At 59.6% G+C, this 17,827-nt stretch carries 16 protein-coding genes; 12 read left to right on the plus strand and 4 right to left on the minus strand.

Annotated elements, in window-relative coordinates:
* From VNJ47_10190 to VNJ47_10215, 6 genes are all read left to right on the plus strand, one after another.
* Positions 1–930: a glycosyltransferase family A protein gene (locus VNJ47_10190; GenBank protein ID HXG29198.1), complete on the plus strand. Its 930-nt coding sequence runs from the start codon at positions 1–3 to the stop codon at positions 928–930.
* Positions 927–1,862, plus strand: coding sequence for a glycosyltransferase family 2 protein (locus VNJ47_10195; protein HXG29199.1), 936 nt, complete (start codon positions 927–929; stop codon positions 1,860–1,862). The genes VNJ47_10190 and VNJ47_10195 overlap by 4 nt, the downstream gene beginning before the upstream one ends.
* Positions 1,859–2,821: a glycosyltransferase family 2 protein gene (locus tag VNJ47_10200; GenBank protein HXG29200.1), complete on the plus strand. Its 963-nt coding sequence runs from the start codon at positions 1,859–1,861 to the stop codon at positions 2,819–2,821. The genes VNJ47_10195 and VNJ47_10200 overlap by 4 nt, the downstream gene beginning before the upstream one ends.
* 36 nt (positions 2,822–2,857) lie before the next feature.
* Positions 2,858–3,784, plus strand: a complete 927-nt coding sequence (locus VNJ47_10205) for a glycosyltransferase family 2 protein (GenBank protein HXG29201.1) — start codon at positions 2,858–2,860, stop codon at positions 3,782–3,784.
* A 73-nt stretch (positions 3,785–3,857) separates the two neighbouring features.
* Complete coding sequence (locus tag VNJ47_10210) at positions 3,858–4,301, plus strand: adenylyltransferase/cytidyltransferase family protein (protein ID HXG29202.1); 444 nt, start codon at positions 3,858–3,860, stop codon at positions 4,299–4,301.
* Positions 4,298–5,383 (plus strand): iron-containing alcohol dehydrogenase, encoded by a 1,086-nt coding sequence (locus VNJ47_10215; GenBank protein HXG29203.1) that lies wholly within the window; start codon positions 4,298–4,300, stop codon positions 5,381–5,383. Before VNJ47_10210 ends, VNJ47_10215 begins: the two co-directional genes overlap by 4 nt.
* A gap of 20 nt (positions 5,384–5,403) precedes the next feature.
* Here VNJ47_10215 and VNJ47_10220 read toward each other — a convergent pair whose 3' ends face one another.
* Genes VNJ47_10220 through VNJ47_10235 form a run of 4 tightly spaced genes read right to left on the minus strand, consistent with a single transcriptional unit; the run spans position 5,404 to position 9,885 of the window.
* Positions 5,404–6,633 (minus strand): glycosyltransferase family 4 protein, encoded by a 1,230-nt coding sequence (locus VNJ47_10220; GenBank protein HXG29204.1) that lies wholly within the window; start codon positions 6,631–6,633, stop codon positions 5,404–5,406.
* The gene (locus VNJ47_10225; GenBank protein HXG29205.1) at positions 6,633–7,739 is read right to left on the minus strand and encodes a glycosyltransferase; all 1,107 of its coding nucleotides are present in this window, start codon (positions 7,737–7,739) and stop codon (positions 6,633–6,635) included. The genes VNJ47_10220 and VNJ47_10225 overlap by 1 nt, the downstream gene beginning before the upstream one ends.
* Positions 7,740–7,747: 8 nt before the next feature.
* On the minus strand, positions 7,748–9,166 hold the full coding sequence (locus tag VNJ47_10230; protein ID HXG29206.1) for an O-antigen polymerase: 1,419 nt from the start codon (positions 9,164–9,166) through the stop codon (positions 7,748–7,750).
* 29 nt (positions 9,167–9,195) lie between these two features.
* Positions 9,196–9,885 carry a CDP-alcohol phosphatidyltransferase family protein gene (locus VNJ47_10235; protein HXG29207.1) on the minus strand — a complete coding sequence of 230 codons (690 nt, stop codon included), beginning with the start codon at positions 9,883–9,885 and terminating at the stop codon, positions 9,196–9,198.
* Positions 9,886–10,029: 144 nt separating this feature from the next.
* Here VNJ47_10235 and gmd point away from each other — a divergent pair, with 144 nt between their 5' ends.
* The 6 genes from gmd to VNJ47_10265 all read left to right on the plus strand — a co-directional run bounded on the left by gmd (position 10,030) and on the right by VNJ47_10265 (position 17,609).
* Positions 10,030–11,121 (plus strand): GDP-mannose 4,6-dehydratase, encoded by a 1,092-nt coding sequence (gmd, locus tag VNJ47_10240; GenBank protein ID HXG29208.1) that lies wholly within the window; start codon positions 10,030–10,032, stop codon positions 11,119–11,121.
* Positions 11,114–12,070: a GDP-L-fucose synthase gene (locus tag VNJ47_10245; protein HXG29209.1), complete on the plus strand. Its 957-nt coding sequence runs from the start codon at positions 11,114–11,116 to the stop codon at positions 12,068–12,070. Before gmd ends, VNJ47_10245 begins: the two co-directional genes overlap by 8 nt.
* On the plus strand, positions 12,067–13,491 hold the full coding sequence (locus tag VNJ47_10250; protein HXG29210.1) for an undecaprenyl-phosphate glucose phosphotransferase: 1,425 nt from the start codon (positions 12,067–12,069) through the stop codon (positions 13,489–13,491). Before VNJ47_10245 ends, VNJ47_10250 begins: the two co-directional genes overlap by 4 nt.
* Before the next feature lie 62 nt (positions 13,492–13,553).
* A complete protein-coding gene (locus VNJ47_10255; protein HXG29211.1) occupies positions 13,554–14,786 on the plus strand; it encodes an outer membrane beta-barrel protein in 1,233 nt (410 codons plus the stop codon).
* A 67-nt stretch (positions 14,787–14,853) separates the two neighbouring features.
* The gene (locus VNJ47_10260) at positions 14,854–15,399 is read left to right on the plus strand and encodes a polysaccharide biosynthesis/export family protein (GenBank protein ID HXG29212.1); all 546 of its coding nucleotides are present in this window, start codon (positions 14,854–14,856) and stop codon (positions 15,397–15,399) included.
* A 20-nt stretch (positions 15,400–15,419) separates the two neighbouring features.
* Positions 15,420–17,609: a polysaccharide biosynthesis tyrosine autokinase gene (locus VNJ47_10265; protein ID HXG29213.1), complete on the plus strand. Its 2,190-nt coding sequence runs from the start codon at positions 15,420–15,422 to the stop codon at positions 17,607–17,609.
* Positions 17,610–17,827 lie beyond the last annotated feature (218 nt).

Raw genomic sequence — 17,827 nt, forward strand, 5'->3', positions numbered from 1 at the left:
ATGCCTGAGCCGCTCATCAGCGTGGTTCTGCCGACACATAACCGTGCGGCGCTCTTGCGGCGGTCGCTGGCCAGTGTCCTGGCACAGACCCATCGCAACCTCGAGCTGATCGTCGTAAACGACGCTTCTACGGATGAAACAATAGCCACGCTTGACGCCGTGCGCGATCCGCGCCTGCGTGTCATCACACGCAGGCAGAGTAGCGGTGCAGCGGCGGCACGCAATGCGGGAATCGCAGTTGCCTGCGGCCAGTACGTTGCCTTTCAGGACGATGACGATATCTGGCTGGCGCAGAAGCTGGAGAGACAGCTGTATGCGCTGCGAAGTCGCCCGGATGCCGAGTGGTGCATTGGCTGCCACATCCGGCTGGAGCCGCTTGCTGTCCGTTACATCGGTGGCGAGTGGTTCATCCGGCAGTTCGATTACCGTGAAGGTGCCGGTGTAAGACGCCCGGACTGGAGCCTGATCGCGACGCCTGGCTGGCTGCTGCAACGAGCGGCGCTGGAGGCGGTTGGAGGGTTCGACGAGCGCATCCGGTCGTACGACGACTGGGAACTCGGACTGCGGCTGTTCCGGCGCGCCGCGCCGGTGATCGTGGACGAACCTTTGTGGTGGCAGGACCGATGGTCCGGTAGCGGCCTTATCCGCCAGTCGAGGTCCCGTGCACAGGACCTGCGCATCATCATGGAACGGCACGGGCAGTTCTGGGCCACGCGACCGGACGTCCGCGCACGCCACTGGCGGATGAGCGGACGAATCCTCAGTCTGGAAGACCCGGCGCCTGCCGGTCGCGCGGAGCTGAAGCAGGCATTGCGTGAGCAGCCATTCAGCGTATCGTCATGGTTGGCGCTGGCTGCGTCCTATCTGGGGCGCGAATGGAATCGCCGGCTCACATCACTGTTCCGTGCCCTGCGAGGCGCATTGCCATGAGCGACTCCAGTCCCTGGCAACCCCTGGTTAGTGTCGTGCTGGCGACACGTAACCGCGCCCGCCTGCTGCCGCGTGCAGCGAACAGCGTGCTGCGACAGTCCTATGCTCACCTCGAGTTGATCATTGTGGATGATGGTTCGAGTGACGATACGGCCGAGGTTGTGGTGACATTGCACGACCCGCGTGTGCATTACCTTCACCAAGAAGAAAGCCATGGCGTCTCTGCGGCGCGTAATGCCGGTATTCGTGCAGCACGTGGCGAGCTGGTTGCGTTCCAGGACGATGACGACGAATGGCTTGAGAAAAAACTGGAGAAGCAGGTCGCCGCCCTGGCACGGGACGGCACAGGCTTGAACCTCTGCGGGCATCTGGCCTGCTATGCAGACAGGGTGGTCTACGTCGGTGGCCCCCGCTACTTTGCCAACATTCAGCCCAAGTCTGGTTACGGAAATCTGGCGCTGATCGCCACGCCGGGCTGGCTGGTTCGCCGTGAGCTGCTGTTTGCTGCCGGCCTGTTCGATGAGCGCATCCATACCCTCGAGGACTGGGAACTCGCGCTACGGCTGTCAGAGCACTGCAGCTTCAGCCACCTGGACGAGCCGCTTTACCGCAAGGATCGCCACGGTGACGAACGTCTGTCGAAGGACCATAAGCGCATAGCGGAGGCGCTGCAACTCATCATGGAGCGACATACGAACAAATGGGCGGATCGTCCGCCGATACAGGCCCGGCATCATGTCCTGCTCGGCAGGATGCGCTTGGCCATGGGCGATGCCGCTGCAGCACGCAGTTCGTTCTGGTGTGCTCTGCGTTGTACGCCACTCTCTATCAGAGCCTGGCTGCTGCTGTCCTTAGCTTGCCTGGGCCATGTGGGTGTGCAATTGCTGCAATGGCACAGCCAGCGCCGCACGGCCAGGAGCGGAGCATCATGACCGCACAGCCACTGGTAAGCGTGATCCTGCCGACACATAACCGCGCGACAATGCTTGGGCGCGCCATCCGCAGTGTGTTGGCACAGACTTATCGCAATCTGGAGCTGCTGGTCGTGGACGATAACTCCACGGATGACACCGAGAGTGTCGTACGCCGGATTCAAGATCCCAGACTGCGGTATATGCGCCTGTCAGAAAACCGTCGCGCGGCTGCGGCCCGAAACATCGGCATCCGCGAAGCGCGAGGGGATCTGATAGCGTTCCAGGATGATGACGATGTGTGGCTCATCGAGAAGCTGGCTCGGCAAGTGCCGGCGCTGATGGATGCCGGTCCGGAAGTCGGTCTCAATCTGTGCGGCAAGATCCGTCTTTTCCCCGACCGCGCCGAATATGTTGGGGGCAGCAAAGCATTCGCACGCCTGGATTTCGAGCGTGGCGGCCCATTGGATGGCTTCATGCTGATCTCGACACCCGGGTGGCTGGTACGGCGTGAGGCGTTGCTGCAGGCAGGTCTGTTCGACGAAGACATGCGAGCATGGGATGACTGGGAGCTTGCCTTGCGGCTGACGCGGATATGCCGCTTCAATCACATCGATTACCCCTTGTATCTGCAGAACCGGATCGAGGGCAGCAGCATGTGGAAGAATGAGCGTGCCTTCTCGAACGACCTTCAGATTATCCTGCACAAGAACCCTGGATTGTGGCAGCAGCATCGGCAAGTACTCTCCCGGAACTATTACTACATGGGGCGCAGCGAGCTGACGTATCACGATTCCAGCCGTGGGCGTCGCTGGCTGTGCCAGGCCCTGCGCTATCAGCCATGGAACTTTAAGGCGGCAGTAATGCTGCTAGTCTCGCTGGGAGGTGCGCCGGCGGCGCGCCGGTTACTGCAGCATGGACGATCCCTGAAAATGCGACTGGCTATGGTCATCGCGCCCTTGCGCCGGTTAGTGACTTGAGCACTGTAATGCACCCAATATCATCCGTACCTGGTCATGCAACCCCCAACCGTTAGTGTCATCCTGCCCACTTATAATCGCGCCTCGACGCTGAGACGCGCGATCACCAGCGTGCTCTCACAGGACACTACAGCTCCACTGGAGCTCATCGTGGTGGACGACAACTCCACTGACGGAACTGCGGATGTCGTGGCAGCGATCCAGGATGAACGCCTGCACTATATCCGCCGGACGACGAATGGCGGTGCATCGGCGGCACGCAACGCAGGGATCATGGCCGCGCGTGGCCGCTATATCGCTTTTATTGATAGTGACGATGAATGGTTGCCATTCAAGCTCGAGAAACAGCTGGCGGCTCTTGATGCCGCCGGTACGGACATCGGGATGGTCGTGTGCGGCTTAATTCGCTGGGACAAGCGCCAGGCTGTTTATCTGCCGCCGCCAGACCGCCGGCGGCAGCGCGAGCGCAATCTCAAGCGGGAGATTATCCGGCAGAATTTTGCGCTAACCTCATGTTGGCTGGTACGTCGCGAGTTTTTCGATCGCGTGGGGCCTTTCGATGAGCAACTCAAATGCCTGGTTGACTGGGAATGGCTGCTGCGGTTTTGCTTGCGTTACGATCTTTGTCTGATTGAAGAACCCCTGTTGATGGTGTATGCCAGCCCTGACAGCATCTCGAGCAGGGAACTGGATTACATCGAGTCTCTTGAGAAGATGCTGTATAAGCATGCCAGTGCGCTTGTACATGACCGCCGCAGCTTGTCGAACCTGCACTATGTGCTCGGTAAGAAGTACTGCCTCTATCGCAGCATGCGCGAGGGCCGCCTGCATTTGCTGCAGGCAATACGACTTTATCCGCTGGATTTGCGGGTGATCGCTGCCTTGCTGCTCTCGTTGCTTGGCATGCGGCTATTTACCCTGGTCTGGCGCTCGGTCAGGCATTCGAAGGGGTTTGTTGCATGAAACTCGCCGGCATTCATTTGACGGCTCTCTTCAGCATATGCCCATGCCGGTAGATGCGGGAGGAGACAACTGAATGATCCCTGTGGCTGCCGATTTGCGTCCGGTGCTCGTAGTGGGTGTGTTCGACTTATTCCACCGTGGCCACGTGGAGTTGCTGCGGCGCGCCCGTGAATTGGGCAGTTGCCTGCACGTTGTTGTCAACGGCGACCACCTGACTTCGGCGTACAAGCGTAGGCCGGTCATGACGGAGGATGATCGTCTGGCCATCGTATCGGCCTGCCGCTATGTCGATCGGGCAGAAGTAAGTAACGACTACGATATCAAGCCTTATGTGGAGCGACACGGGATTCGCGTCATTGTTCATGGTGATGACTGGGAAAGAGCCAGCTATCTGCACCAGATCCGAGTAACTGAAGATTATCTGAGAGCGCGCGACATGGAGCTGGTATTTCTTCCGTACTATCGGGGCGAGAGCACCTCCGACCTTCGGCGACGGATACGGGAAGAGAGGCCATGAACAGCCCGGCTGACGACAAGCGTCGTCTGCTGCATGTGCCGGCCCGATTCGATATTTATTCGAGCCTGGATGAAACTTGCGTAGCCTTGAGCAAGGCGATCGAACGTCACTGTGCAAGGGATCCCCGCGCTGTTCTCTTCTCAGGTGACAGTCATACGGCAGATGCTGCACGCATCGTCGCTTCCGAGCTCAGTAAGACAGGGCTGAACTGCTATCAGCATCGCGTGAGCGATAGCACGCTGGCTGAAGTGCGCGAAGCTGTCAGTTCCCTGCGGGGTAACGCGGACATTCTGGTTGCGGTCGGTGGTGGATCGGTCATCGATGTGGCAAAGCTGGCCGCTCATGAGTTGGGACAACCGCTGATCATCATTCCCACTGCCTTGTCGAGTGACTGCATCGGCTCGCCGGTTGCCGTCATCAAGGATGATAATGGACACAGGCAAAGTTTACCGTCGGTCATACCCAATCAAGTTCTGGTGGATACCAGTATTACCCTTACAGCGCCGCAGGAAATGGCGCTGGCGGGCGTATGCGATGTTTTGTCGAATGCCTCCGCTGTTCTGGACGCCGGCGAGGCGCAACAACAGGTCGGGTATGTGCCCGATAATTTTTCCATCACGCTGTCTGAAAGTGCATACCGACTCGTACTGCCGGTTAACTGGGATTATTTCAACACTGCCGCAGGCCATCGTGTTCTGTGCAAGTCACTCATCCTTTCCGGACTTGCCATGGGGTTCTCGGGAGACTCGGTACCGTGCAGCGGGGCAGAGCATGCCATCAGCCATGCCTTGGACCGCTTGAATCCACGAAGGCGGCTACATGGATTACAGGTTGGCATGACGACACGCTACTGCCATCATTTGCGTCGACTGCTGAACAAAAAGGAATTGCCTTCGGCTGTGGTACAGGCATTGGACAGTCTGGACCTGTTGACACCCGAAGCCATGGGCATAACCCAAGATGTCTTTCTGCGGGCAGTCCGGTTGGGCACTGCCATACGTCCGGGGCGCTACACTGTGCTCAACCAGCTTCCTGAAGAACCCGCGCTACTCGAGGAAGCCTACCGCCTCGCCTTCACTTAAACTCCTGCAGACATTAACGTTCATTGGCCAGCCAGGCAGCCGGCATACACGGTCTCAATCTGCTGGAGGCAGTGCTCGGGCCGATACTCACTGCAGGACCAGAAGCGATGGTATGCCTCCTGGCCAAGCCGGATCGTATAGTCCTTGTCGGATTGCATTCGGCGCATGATTTCCGCCAGCTTTGCAGCATCTCCAGCCTCAACCCAAGCTCCGGTACGCTCTGGTTCGACATACCGCGCACCTGCTGAATGACTCGATACAATCGCGGGCACCCCAAGGGCAGCTGCCTCCAAGATCGTCAGTTGCTGGGTCTCGTATGCCAGCGTCGGCGCGGCCAGTGCCAATGCTCTACGCATGGCGTGATGAAGCTTGTCGCTGGGTAGCCAGCCGGACAGGCTGGCCTGCGGGTAGTGTGCACGTATCCAACTTGCCAACTCTCCGTCGCCAAGCAGGACCGGGGCGATGCCAGCAATGCGGCAGGCTTCCAGATAAGTCATTACACCTTTCTCGCGTGCCAGTCGACCGACGAAAACGATTGATTGTCTCTGGTCGGCAGACAGTGGAGGGTGCTGTTCTACTGCGATCGCGCTGGGTACAACATGAATCTGGCTGCCTTCCGGCAAATAAGGTTCGATCAACTCACGGCTGAAATCGGATACGCATATGAAATGGCGCATCCGGCGGGGCATGCCGCCAGCGTACTGCTGAACAAATTGCCGCAGAGTACGCCACAACTTGTGTGAGTAGTGTCGTGCGTCACAGTGACAGCTGATACAGGCCAGGCTGAGGGGCTTGAGCGGACATGCGCGGGACTGCTGATAGTTGAAAAATCCACCGTTGGGACACGCGACGAAGTAGTCGTGCAGTGTGCATACAGAAGCCAAGCCGCTGTCTGCGATCGCAGCGACTGTGCTGGCAGATAGCGCTTTGGTCCAGCTATGCAGATGAACGACGGTGTGCCTGGGCTGCTGGCGCAGTAGTTCAGTGAGTTGCTGGGCCGCCTTGCGATTCCATAATCCCTGTATCCCGGCTGCGGCTCTTGATGAAGCACCGAGCAGATCCGTCTGGTTGCAGCTGAAGTAGTGGACGCCGTCCTTGGCTTGTGGCGCATGTGCAGGCACGGCTGAGAACAGGATAACCTCGTGCCCGCGAGCGGCTAGTCCCCGGGCCTGAGCCAGGGCAACCGATGAAGCGCCGCCCACTGGCAGTGCATAGTCGTTGACGACGACGACTCGCAGCCTATCCGGCATCACATGACCTTTTGGTGCTGCTCCAGCGCTGCAGCATATAACGCGAGAGTTTCACGGTGCATGCGTTCGACGGTGAAGTGCTCCAGGTAGCGTCGATATCCGTTGTCGCCGAACTTTGCCAGTTCTGCGCGATCGGTGTGTAGCAGGATATCGGTCAGGCTTTGAGGATCGTTCAGGTGGAAAATCCTGCCGGCGACGCCGTCTTGTACAATTTCGGGTAGCGCGCCGCGATCGCTGGCAATCACGGCCAGCCGGTTACGCATGGCTTCTAGCACCACCAGTCCAAATCCTTCCCAACGCGAGGGCACGAGTAGCGCATCGAATCTGCAGTAATAGGCATCCACGTGCTCGGCATTGATCCATCCGAGATAATGCACATTGGGCAGCGGCTGATGGCTTGTTTTGTCCTTGTCCAATATCCTGGCGCCTGCGACATACAGCGAGAAACGATCGGTAGGCAGGTGGCGAAAGGCATCCAGAAGTATATCGAGCCCTTTCTGCCGGTCATGCCGTCCAATAAAGAAAAGATTGAGTTTTGCGGGATCCAAAACGAGATCAATGGGCTGTGTCGTTTCTTTGCGTGGCGATATGCCGTAGCGAATAACCCGGCAATGTCCGGAAGGAAGCCCAGCACGCAATGCTGCCGCACGCTCGTAATTCGATATGCTGCAAATCCCGTCGCAGGCATATGCGAGCCAACGCTCAACAATAGCGACTAGACGGTTCACCCAGCCTTTGGATTCGCGCAGGAACGCCCAGCCATGCGCGCAATAAACGATCGCGGGGCGTTGACGTTTCAGCATGCCCCAGATGCGGACGATTGCACCAGCCAAGGTGCTATGGGCATGCACAATTTCTGGCCGCATGGCGGCGTTGGCGGCATGCAACGCCAGCAATAAACGGAACAGTGATGTCAGATTTCTACCATTACGACGATAAGGGATAAGTTTGCAGCGGATGTCTTTGGCGAGAAAGCGCAGATGCGATTCCGGCGCAAGCAGATACACATTGGCTTCACCCCAGGTCTGAGTCTGAAGTCTCAGCGTTTCATTTAGATATGTCGCGATGCCCCCAGGGAGGGACTCGGCAACATGCAGGACGCGCATGATTCCTTTCAGCCAGAGCGCCCGAGGCCCAGAGCAGATTGGTACGAGGACTGCTCAGTAGCGCGCTTGCCCGTAGGCCTCCGCCAGTTCACGAGCAGCAGCAGGACCAACATGGGACATGAAAGATAGGCGATGCCGCTGAGCAGGTCCCCCCGCAACAGATAGATTTGATAGCCCGCCCAGAAGCCCACAATCCAGAGGGGGGCACTCAACACGTCCGGGTGCTTGACATGCTGCTCGAAGGCGCGGTCGAGATAGCCGGTGAAAAGGCCGTACAGGAAGAAAATGCAGACTACGCCCATCAAGCTGAATGCCAGATAAGCTTCCATCCACAAGGGTGCCGCTACATTGGTGAAACGCAGACCGAAATGCCGCGCTACATGGTGACCGCTCCCAACATGTTTGGTTGGGTACCAGCGTCGCGGATACCAGAAAAAGATCGAGTCGAACACGTTTTTTCCGTACATTATGCCCTTTTGCCGAACGTAGACCACCGAATTCAGCAACTGCTGGTAGGCATCATAATCGCCACGATATAACGCATCGCGCGAGTTCGACCACTCGTGGGACAGGTTGTCCAGGAAATTGTCGGTAGCACCGGCCTTGCGGAATGCATCTAGCGCCGGGAAAGCGAGTATGAGGCCAGTGCTGAGCAAGCCGATATATAGCGCAGGCTTGATGCGCGTCCAGCGCAGCAGGATGAAGAGATAGGTCAGCACGATAGCCCCCAGCCAGAAGCGCTGCAAGGCTGGTGGGTAATTGGCGATGAGATTCACGGGGAGCAGCAGCACCAGTGCCAGCATCAGCCACCGTCGGTATGCCAGACTGACCCTGCGCCAGTGGCGGATGAGGATATACGCCAGTGCCATCAGGGCAATAATCGGTGGGCCGCGTAACAGTGACTGCAGCAGTAAAGCTTGGGATTTTTCGTAACGGGTGAAAAGGAAACGATTGATGTCGCCTCGGCTGCCCATCAGGACATCGGGTCCGCCCAGCACGATGATCAGAACCGTACTGGTCGCGATGGCAACGAACGACAGGATGAGCGTCGTCCGGATCGAAAATTCGAGAGGCCGTGTGTTTGCACGCGCGCGGCTCAGGTATGGCAGCAGGAAGCGGCCGAGTTCGTAGAACAGCACCCCGCACCACAGAATCAGCGTACCAGTCAGGGCAGCGTCCGCGTCATGGACATAAGGGCGTGGGAAGCGGTTGGCCAGTGTCTGTAGCAGCGGTGCCAGCGCGCACCAGATGAACACGAACAGCCAGAATGTGATGCTGACAGGGTGTGGAAGGCCGCGAAAGGCAATCCAGGTCAGCCGCAGAGAGCTGTAGATCAAGAGTCCGGCGAGGAGGTAGGCCGGCGCGGAAAAATGAGGGTATTCGATCCTGGCAAGCTGCGGAAGAACAAGGATGGCAATCAGCAGCAAGGTTCCACCCGCCGCGAGTAGTGAGCGGTTCAAGCGGCCCTCGTGGCTTTGATGCGCAAGCCGGCTTGGACAACGGCCACCAGCAGGTATAGCAGCCCACACAAAGCAATGTAGGCGAGCAGGAGCGGCCGCAGCGGGAGCAGCAGGCAGATACTGAGCAGGAATAGGGGCGTGTCGGTTAGCTCCTTGACCATTTGCTTGGCCTGGGCACGCCATTGTCGTAGTCCATGCGGACGGTACTCGCCGGATTTGAGTACGGAGACGGTGTGCAGCCCGACACTCAGCCCGATGCCCAGCAGGAACAGCGCGATCACGGCCGGTATATCAAGTTCTGCCTGTCTGGCCACATTGGTAGCCAGTGCCAGGAGGATGCCGATGTTACGGATATGGTCGGCAGTGACGTCCAGCCACGCGCCGTAGGCACTGCAGCGCTGCGTACCACGTGCAAGCTGCCCGTCTGCGCAGTCCAGCCCGAAACCGATCTGATACAGCGCCAAGGCAAACAGCAAAAATCCGTCGTAGCCCGAGGACCAGGCCAAACAGGCATTGGCTGCCAGCATGGTCAGCAGACCGGCAAGGGTGACCTGATTGGGGCTCAAGCCTGCGCGCAGGGCCAGATAGGCGAGCGCGGCGCCTAGCCGATGACTGAAGACGCGCGCGCAGAAATACTGCCCAGGCGGGGCGAATTTCTGGGACCAGAAATCGTAGAAGGTGAGCAAAAGACGTTCTCTCCGCGTGAGCCGGATTGTGTCTCCGGCTGTGCGCTTCCTCTGATGCTGCGACCGGTGCCGGCAGCAGCCGTAAAAACGCTAATATACCCTTCCCTGAGCGTCAGGGTACAAGTCAGGTTGAGGGCGAAGATAGTGACGAGAAAGCGCGCGTTGATCACCGGCATTACGGGACAGGACGGGGCTTACCTGGCTGAGTTCCTGCTGGGCAAAGGATACACCGTCCACGGCATCAAGCGCCGCAGCTCGTCCTTCAACACCGAGCGCATCGATCATCTGTACCAGGATCCGCACGCGCCGGGCCGGCGGATGATCCTGCACTACGGCGACATGACCGACGCCACCAACCTGATCCGCGTGGTGCAGGAAGTGCAGCCGGACGAGATCTACAACCTGGCTGCACAGAGCCATGTCGCGGTGTCCTTTGAGACGCCCGAGTACACCGCGAATGCCGACGCCCTGGGTACGCTGCGGCTGCTGGAGGCGATCCGTATCCTGGACATGGGCAAGCGCACGCGTTTCTACCAGGCCTCTACCTCCGAGCTGTATGGCCTCGTGCAGGAGACTCCGCAGCGCGAAACCACGCCGTTTTATCCGCGCTCGCCGTATGCCGCGGCCAAGCTCTATGCCTATTGGATCACGGTCAACTATCGCGAGGCCTACGGTTTCTTCGCCTGTAACGGTATCCTGTTCAATCACGAGTCGCCGATCCGCGGTGAAACCTTCGTCACGCGCAAGATCACGCGTGGCCTGGCGCGGATCAAGACCGGGATCGAAGAGCGCCTGTATCTGGGCAACCTGGATGCGCGCCGGGACTGGGGCCATGCCCGCGATTTCGTCGAGGCGCAATGGCTGATCCTGCAGCAGGATCGCCCCGAGGACTACGTCATCGCCACCGGCACGCAGCACTCGGTGCGGGAGTTCGTGATGGCGGCGGCCGCGGAGCTGGGCATGTACATCGAATGGCGCGGTCACGGTTTGGAGGAGGTTGGCGTGGATACTGGGACCGGCAAAACGATCGTGGCAGTCGATAAGCGCTACTTCCGCCCGACCGAGGTTGACACGCTGCTGGGCGATGCCAGCAAGGCGCGCAAACAGCTGGGCTGGTCGCCGAAGGTCGGCTTTACCGAGCTGGTCCGCGAGATGGTGCAGGAGGACCTGCAGATCGCTGAACGCGACAAGCTGGTGAAGGACCAGGGCTATCGCACCTTCCGGCACCATGAATAAAACCGACCGGATATACGTGGCCGGCCACCGCGGCCTGGTCGGGGCGGCGATTCTCCGGCAGCTGGCGGCGCAAGGGTACATCGACCTTGTGCTGCGCGAGCGTCAAGAACTGGATCTGACCAGCCAGGCGGCCGTAGACGAATTCTTCCGCCAGACGCGACCGGCTTATGTGTTCCTGGCCGCTGCAAAGGTCGGGGGCATCGCGGCCAACAGCCGTTATCCTGCGGACTTCATCCGTGACAACCTGCAGATCCAGACCAACGTCATCGACGCGGCCTGGCGCCATGGTGCGCGCAAGCTGGTGTTCCTGGGCTCGTCCTGCATTTACCCGCGCGAGGCCCCACAGCCGATGCGCGAGGACGCGCTGCTGAGTGGCCCGCTGGAGCCGACCAATGAGTGGTACGCCGTGGCCAAGATCGCCGGCATCAAGATGTGCCAGGCCTATCGCCGTCAGTACGGATTCAACGCGATCTGCCTCATGCCGACCAACCTGTACGGACCCGGCGACAACTTCGATCTGCAGAACTCGCATGTGCTGCCCGCCCTGATCCGCAAGTTTCATGAAGCCAGACTGCAGGGGCAGGCGAGCGTGACCGTCTGGGGCAGTGGCCAGCCGCGGCGTGAATTCCTGCACGTGGACGACCTGGCCGATGCCGCCCTGTTTCTTGCCCGGCATTACGACGATGAGGCGATCATCAACGTCGGTACGGGCGAGGACCTGACCATCACCGAGCTGGCGCAGCAGGTCGCGAGAGTGGTCGGTTTCACGGGCGACATCGTTTATGACCGCAGCAGGCCGGACGGGACGCCGCGCAAGCTGCTCGACGTCAGGCGCCTGCATGCATTGGGCTGGCGTCACCGCATCCCGCTCGAGGCGGGAATCCGGCAAACCTACGACTGGTATCGGGAGCATGCCAAGGATGGCAGTGTGCGGCTGGCATCGGGATGAGACCGCGGCGTCAAGCCGACATCCTGGCACTGTCGCTCTGGCTGCTGCCGGTGATGGACATGCTCATCGTGATCTGGGCTGCGATCGTGTCCAGTTTGGCGATGGACCAGCTGCGTGATCCGGACCTGTGGCCGTGGTCAACGCACTACCGCGCCGGCGTGCTATTTGGCGCCATCCTGACTCCGCTGGTTTTTCACCGGTTCGGCCTGTACCGCTCGCATCGCGGCGAGAGCCTGGCCGTGGAACTGATCCAGGTGACCGGCGCCTGGCTCGTGGTGCTCGGTATCCTCGCGGTCATGGCCATTGCCACCAAAACCAGCGTGATTTATTCCCGCCTGTGGATGGGCGGATGGCTGCTGGTCGGCTGTGTCCTGTTCTGGATTTTCCGCATTGCTCTGCGGCTGACGGTTGCGCAGCTGCGTGCCCGAGGCTGGGACACGCGCGACATCGTCATGATCGGTTCAGGGGTGGAAGCGGCGCGTGTGGTGCGCCGGCTCAAGGGCCTGCGCGGTGCAGGCTATCGCATCGTGGGCTATTTCTCCGTTCCGGGCACGCCGGATCCGCTGTTTGCCAGTTTCCGCTGTCTGGGTGACATCGAGCACATCGTGCCGGTTCTGGAGCGGTTGCCGCATGCGCCGGACCAGGCCTGGATTGCGCTACCGGCAGAGCGTCCCGATCTGGTTAGGCTTGCGGCCACGCAGCTCGGCCAGACGACCCTCGACTGCCGCCTGGTCCCGGACACGCGCGAGTTCAACATCCTGAATTATGCCGTCAGCCAGGTGGCGGGCCTGCCCGTCATCAACCTGAGCTACAGCCCGATGACCGGTATCAACCGGATCATCAAGGCGATCGAGGACCGTGTGCTGGCGCTGCTGATCCTGAGCCTGGTGGCGCCGCTCATGCTACTGATCGCGCTGGCTATCAAGCTGGATTCACCGGGACCGGTGCTGTTCCGGCAGAAACGCCATGGCTGGAACGGTGAAGAGATCACCGTGCTCAAGTTCCGCACCATGGTGATGCACCGCGAAAAGGACGGCCATGTGACCCAGGCCAAGCGTGGCGATCCACGCGTTACCCGCTTGGGCCATTTGCTGCGGCGCACAAGTCTGGACGAGCTGCCGCAATTCTTCAATGTTCTGGCAGGTACCATGTCAGTGGTCGGGCCGCGTCCGCATGCGGTCGAGCACAATGAAATGTACAAGAAGCTGGTCAGCGGCTATGTGCTGCGCCACAAGGTCAAGCCCGGCATTACCGGCTGGGCCCAGGTCAATGGCTACCGGGGCGAAACGGAATCCCTGGAGATGATGAGAAGGCGCATCGAATACGATCTTTACTACATCGAACACTGGTCAATATGGCTCGATTTGACTATAGTGGCCCTGACTTGTATCCGGGGCTTCGTGTCCAGCCGTGCATATTAGATTGGCCGGGACCTCGGATGAGAGGGAGAAGCGGAGCGCGTTATTGGCTTAAGGACCTGTGCATGAAACAGCCAGGCAGGACAGGTGGCACACCAAGACTCGCAACATTCGCGTGCTGCGCCTTGTTTGCCGCAATTGCCGGAGCAGCCATCGCCGAAGACCAGGAAGGCGCGCTGGGCATGAAGGTGGGTGCTGGCAGCCGCCTCTTGCTGTCGCTTGGCGTAGGCACGCGTTACGCCAGTAACTACTACTACCAGGAGAGCGACGAGGAATCCGCCGTGGGACTCGTTGTGAGGCCTTCTGCGCTGTTGCTGACGGATCGCGGAGCGTTGCGTTATCAGTTCTCTGCCACCGCAGAGGCTGGTGCGTTCAACCTCGAAGGTGACGCGGATGATTATCTTGATGGCGGCCTCGGCGCCAAGTTCGACTGGAAGCCGCTGACACGCCATTACTTCAGCGGCGGCGCCAGCTGGATCAGCGATCACGACCCGTTTGGCACGCGCCGCACCGAGGCGGCTGGGCTGCTGGATCGCAAGCTGGATCGCTGGGAGCAGACGGCCGGCAATTTCCTCTACCGTTTCGGCGCGCCGGAAGCGAAGATGAATCTGGAGGGCGAGTTATCCGCGTACGACCGTGAGTACACCACCAACCGCGATTCGACTCAGTTCCTGGATTTTGACTCTGTTGCTCTTCGTGGCACCGCGTACTACAAGATCAGCTCCAAGACCAGTCTGCTGGCAGAGGTGATCGGCGCCGACATCGATTACGACAAGATCGCAGTGGGTTCGGCCTCACGCTCTGGCGAAATGACGCGTTACCGGGTGGGTGCGCGCTGGCTGGCTACGGGCAAGACCACGGGTGACGTACGACTCGGCCGCGTGGAGCGTGACTTCGATTCTCCGGTGCAGGACAGCTACGATGAGTTCGACTGGCAAGTCGTAGTCAGTTGGGAACCAAGAACACGGGATCGGCTCAGTCTGACGACAGGCCGCGAGCCTGAGGAGAGCTATCTGAATGCAGCCAGCCTGATCGATCATCGCTACTACCGCCTACGCTGGGAGCATGACTGGACAACCATGCTCAAATCCCGGCTGACTTATTCATTCGGTGACCTCGACTATCGCGGCATTACCCGCCATGACGAGGTGCAGGAATGGTCACTGGATCTCGAGTACAAACCTGCACGGCGCTGGGCTCTGTTCGGTGAGATTGCATTGCAGGAGCGGGACTCCAATGTGGCGCTCCGTGACTATGACAATACGGTTATTTCTGCAGGTATTCGTCTAACCTATTAGCCATCAGTTGTCACGGGTTTAATCAGTGCTGCACCATCTCGTGAGAGTCTTTGTCTCGCTATGTTTGATGATCGTAGCGAGCGCAATGCATATCGCCCCCGCCGCTCCGCCGGGGACCGCACCGGTGGCAGCAAACGCAGTTTCCAGCGAGGAGCGTGATTACCGCCTCGGGGTCGGCGATGTCATCCGTATCGACGTGCACAACGAGCCGGACCTGACGTTGGAGGTGCAGCTGCCTACTACCGGGACTTTCGACTATCCCTTCCTGGGTACGATACGGGCAGTCGGATTGACGGTGGCGCAATTACAGAACCGTCTCACGGAGGGGCTCTCTGGGGACTACCTGATCAACCCCGCAGTGAATGTCCGCGTGACGCAGTACCGGCCCTTCTATGTACGCGGCCAAGTGCGTAATTCCGGCGGGTTCCCCTACATCCTGGGACTGACCGTGGAAAAGGCCATCACCGTGGCCGGCGGCTTCACCGATCGCGCCTCTCTGAAGAACATCTACTTGATCAAGGAAAACGCCACGCAGGAAAGCAGGGTCAAGGTAGGCCTTGATTCGCCTGTAGCGCCCGGCGACACCATCATCGTTGAAGAGAGCCTGTTCTAGGCATCGGAGTCGTGACATCCATGGATAAGCAGACGATGGCCCCGATGCCTACTCCACAGGAGGAGCCACTGATCGATTTGCGCGAGCTATTGCGCATTCTGAATCATTACAAGTGGGGTATTGCCAGCATTACCTTTGTTGCCGCACTGATTTCTGTGATGGCGGTGTATTCGATTACCCCTACCTACCAAGCGACGGTAACGATCCTGATCGAAGCCAAGGGCAACGTGCCTGTGGCTCAGGTACAAGATGTCTATGACCCCGGTTATGGGCGGATGGAGTATTACGGCACGCAGTTCACGATCATCAAATCGCGCGAATTGGCACGACGAGTCGTCGAAAGACTCGATCTGACTAAACAACCAGAGTTTGCCATGCCGGAGCCTGGTATGGTCGAAAAGCTGGACTGGCGCAAGTTTCTTCCCTTTCTTCCACAGACCCAAGACTTGGCGGAACAATCCGAGAGCGAGCGCGCCGCGGCGCACAAGGAATGGGTGATAGCAGAGTTCGGTCGTCGTCTTACCGTCGAGCCCATCTACAGCTCGCAGCTGATGAAGGTCAGCTTCGAATCCGAAGATCCAGAGCTGGCTGCGTTGGTAGCGAATACCTTGGCTGAGCTGTTCATCGAGAGTTCCCTCGAAGCACGACTGGCAGCGGCACAAAAAGCCAGTAGCTGGCTGACTCAGAAGCTGGAAGGTCTGCGCGAAGACCTGCAGAAGGCGGAGCAGGCACTGCAAGCGTTTCGTGAACAGGAACAGCTCGTGAACGTCGGTGGTGAGCGCGGTTTGGTCGAGGAAGAGCTCACCGACAACGCGCGCCGGCTGCGCGAGGCGCGCAAGAAGACTGCAGAACTGGCCAGCGCTTACTGGAAAATCCAGCAGGCTGGGGATGATCCTGGCAAGCTCGAAGACGTCAGTACGCTGCTGCAAGATGACGTAGTTAGACGCGCAAAAGAAAGCGTGCTACAGGCCTCCGAGACGGTGAAGCAGTTGGAGTCCCGTTATGGGCCGAAGCATCCACAGATGATCGCTGCGCGCGCACGACTGGATGCCGCCACCTCGGCGTATCGCACACAGCTGATCACAGCGGCCAAAGGGGTCAAGGCCGAGTACGAGATCGCACGTGAAAGTGAGCGTCTGCTTACCCAATTTGAGACAGGTGCACGTGGCACGATCCGCGGGCTGGACCGCAAGCAGTACCAGTTGCGCGCGCTGGAACGTGACGTTGAAACCAATCGCCAGCTCTATGACATGTTCCTGGCGCGGTTCAAGGAAACGGATCTGACTGGACAGTACGAGGTGCTCAACGCGCGCGTGGTCGATCCGGCGGTCCCACCACAGCGCCCCTTCAAACCCAAGAAACGCAAGATTGTGTTCCTGTCGACGCTGGCCGGCTTGTTGCTGGGTCTGCTGCTGGCGGGCCTGAGTGCCTTGCTCAGCGACATGGTGCGCTCGGGCGAAGAGCTGGAATCCCTGACCGGAACCCCCGTGCTGGGCGTACTGCCGCTGCTCGGTGCCGGTGCGCGCAAGGATCTGCCGAATCAGATGCTGCACGCACCCCGCAGCGGGTTTGCGGAAGGCATACGCAGCATCCGAACCGGCGTGCTGTTATCGGACCTTGACGTCAAGAAAAAACGCCTGGTGGTGACGTCGTCGGCACCTGAAGAAGGCAAGACCACAATTGCCATCAATCTGGCAGTCGCGCTGGGTCAGATCGAGAAGGTTCTACTGCTGGAGGGCGATCTGCGCAGGCCGTCGATCGCGGCAAAATGCGGTATCAAGGACAAATCGCCGGGCATGATCGAATGGCTGTCCAATGCCAAGCCGCTGGAAGAGTGCATCTACCGCCATGCCGAGGCCAACATCGATATCCTGCCGGTCGGCAAGGTCCCGCCCAATCCTGCCGAAATTCTGGCCTCGGGGCGTTTTCACAAGCTGGTCGAGCTTCTGATGGACCGCTATGACCGGATCATCATCGATTCGGCGCCCTGTCACGCGGTCAGCGATACCGTACTGCTGGCCCAGAACAGTGACGGCATGATCTTCGTGGTGCAAGCGGATGTCACCGGCAAGCGCCTGATCCGCAGTGCGATCAAGCATCTGCGACATGCACGTGTACCCATCGTCGGGTCGGTTGTGAACCAGATCGATCTCAAGCGGCATGGTCACTACTACGCCAGCTACTACTACAACTACGGCTACTACGCCTGAGCGGTTGCGTGAGCAGGCGGTCGCCTATGATCCCTGTTACTCGCTCCCGTTCCCTCTCCGGCTTGGGGTTCGCCGGTCTGCTCCTGATGGCCTCACTGGCAATGGTGGCTCTTGACGGCCGCTGGCTGCTGGCTGAGGGTTACATCCGCTACGCGATAGAGTACCTGCGCAACGGAAGCCATGGACAGGATGGCCTCGTGGCGGCGGAGTGGGCCGTT

It is taken from the genome of Nevskiales bacterium (assembly GCA_035574475.1).
GTDB lineage: Bacteria > Pseudomonadota > Gammaproteobacteria > Nevskiales > DATLYR01 > DATLYR01.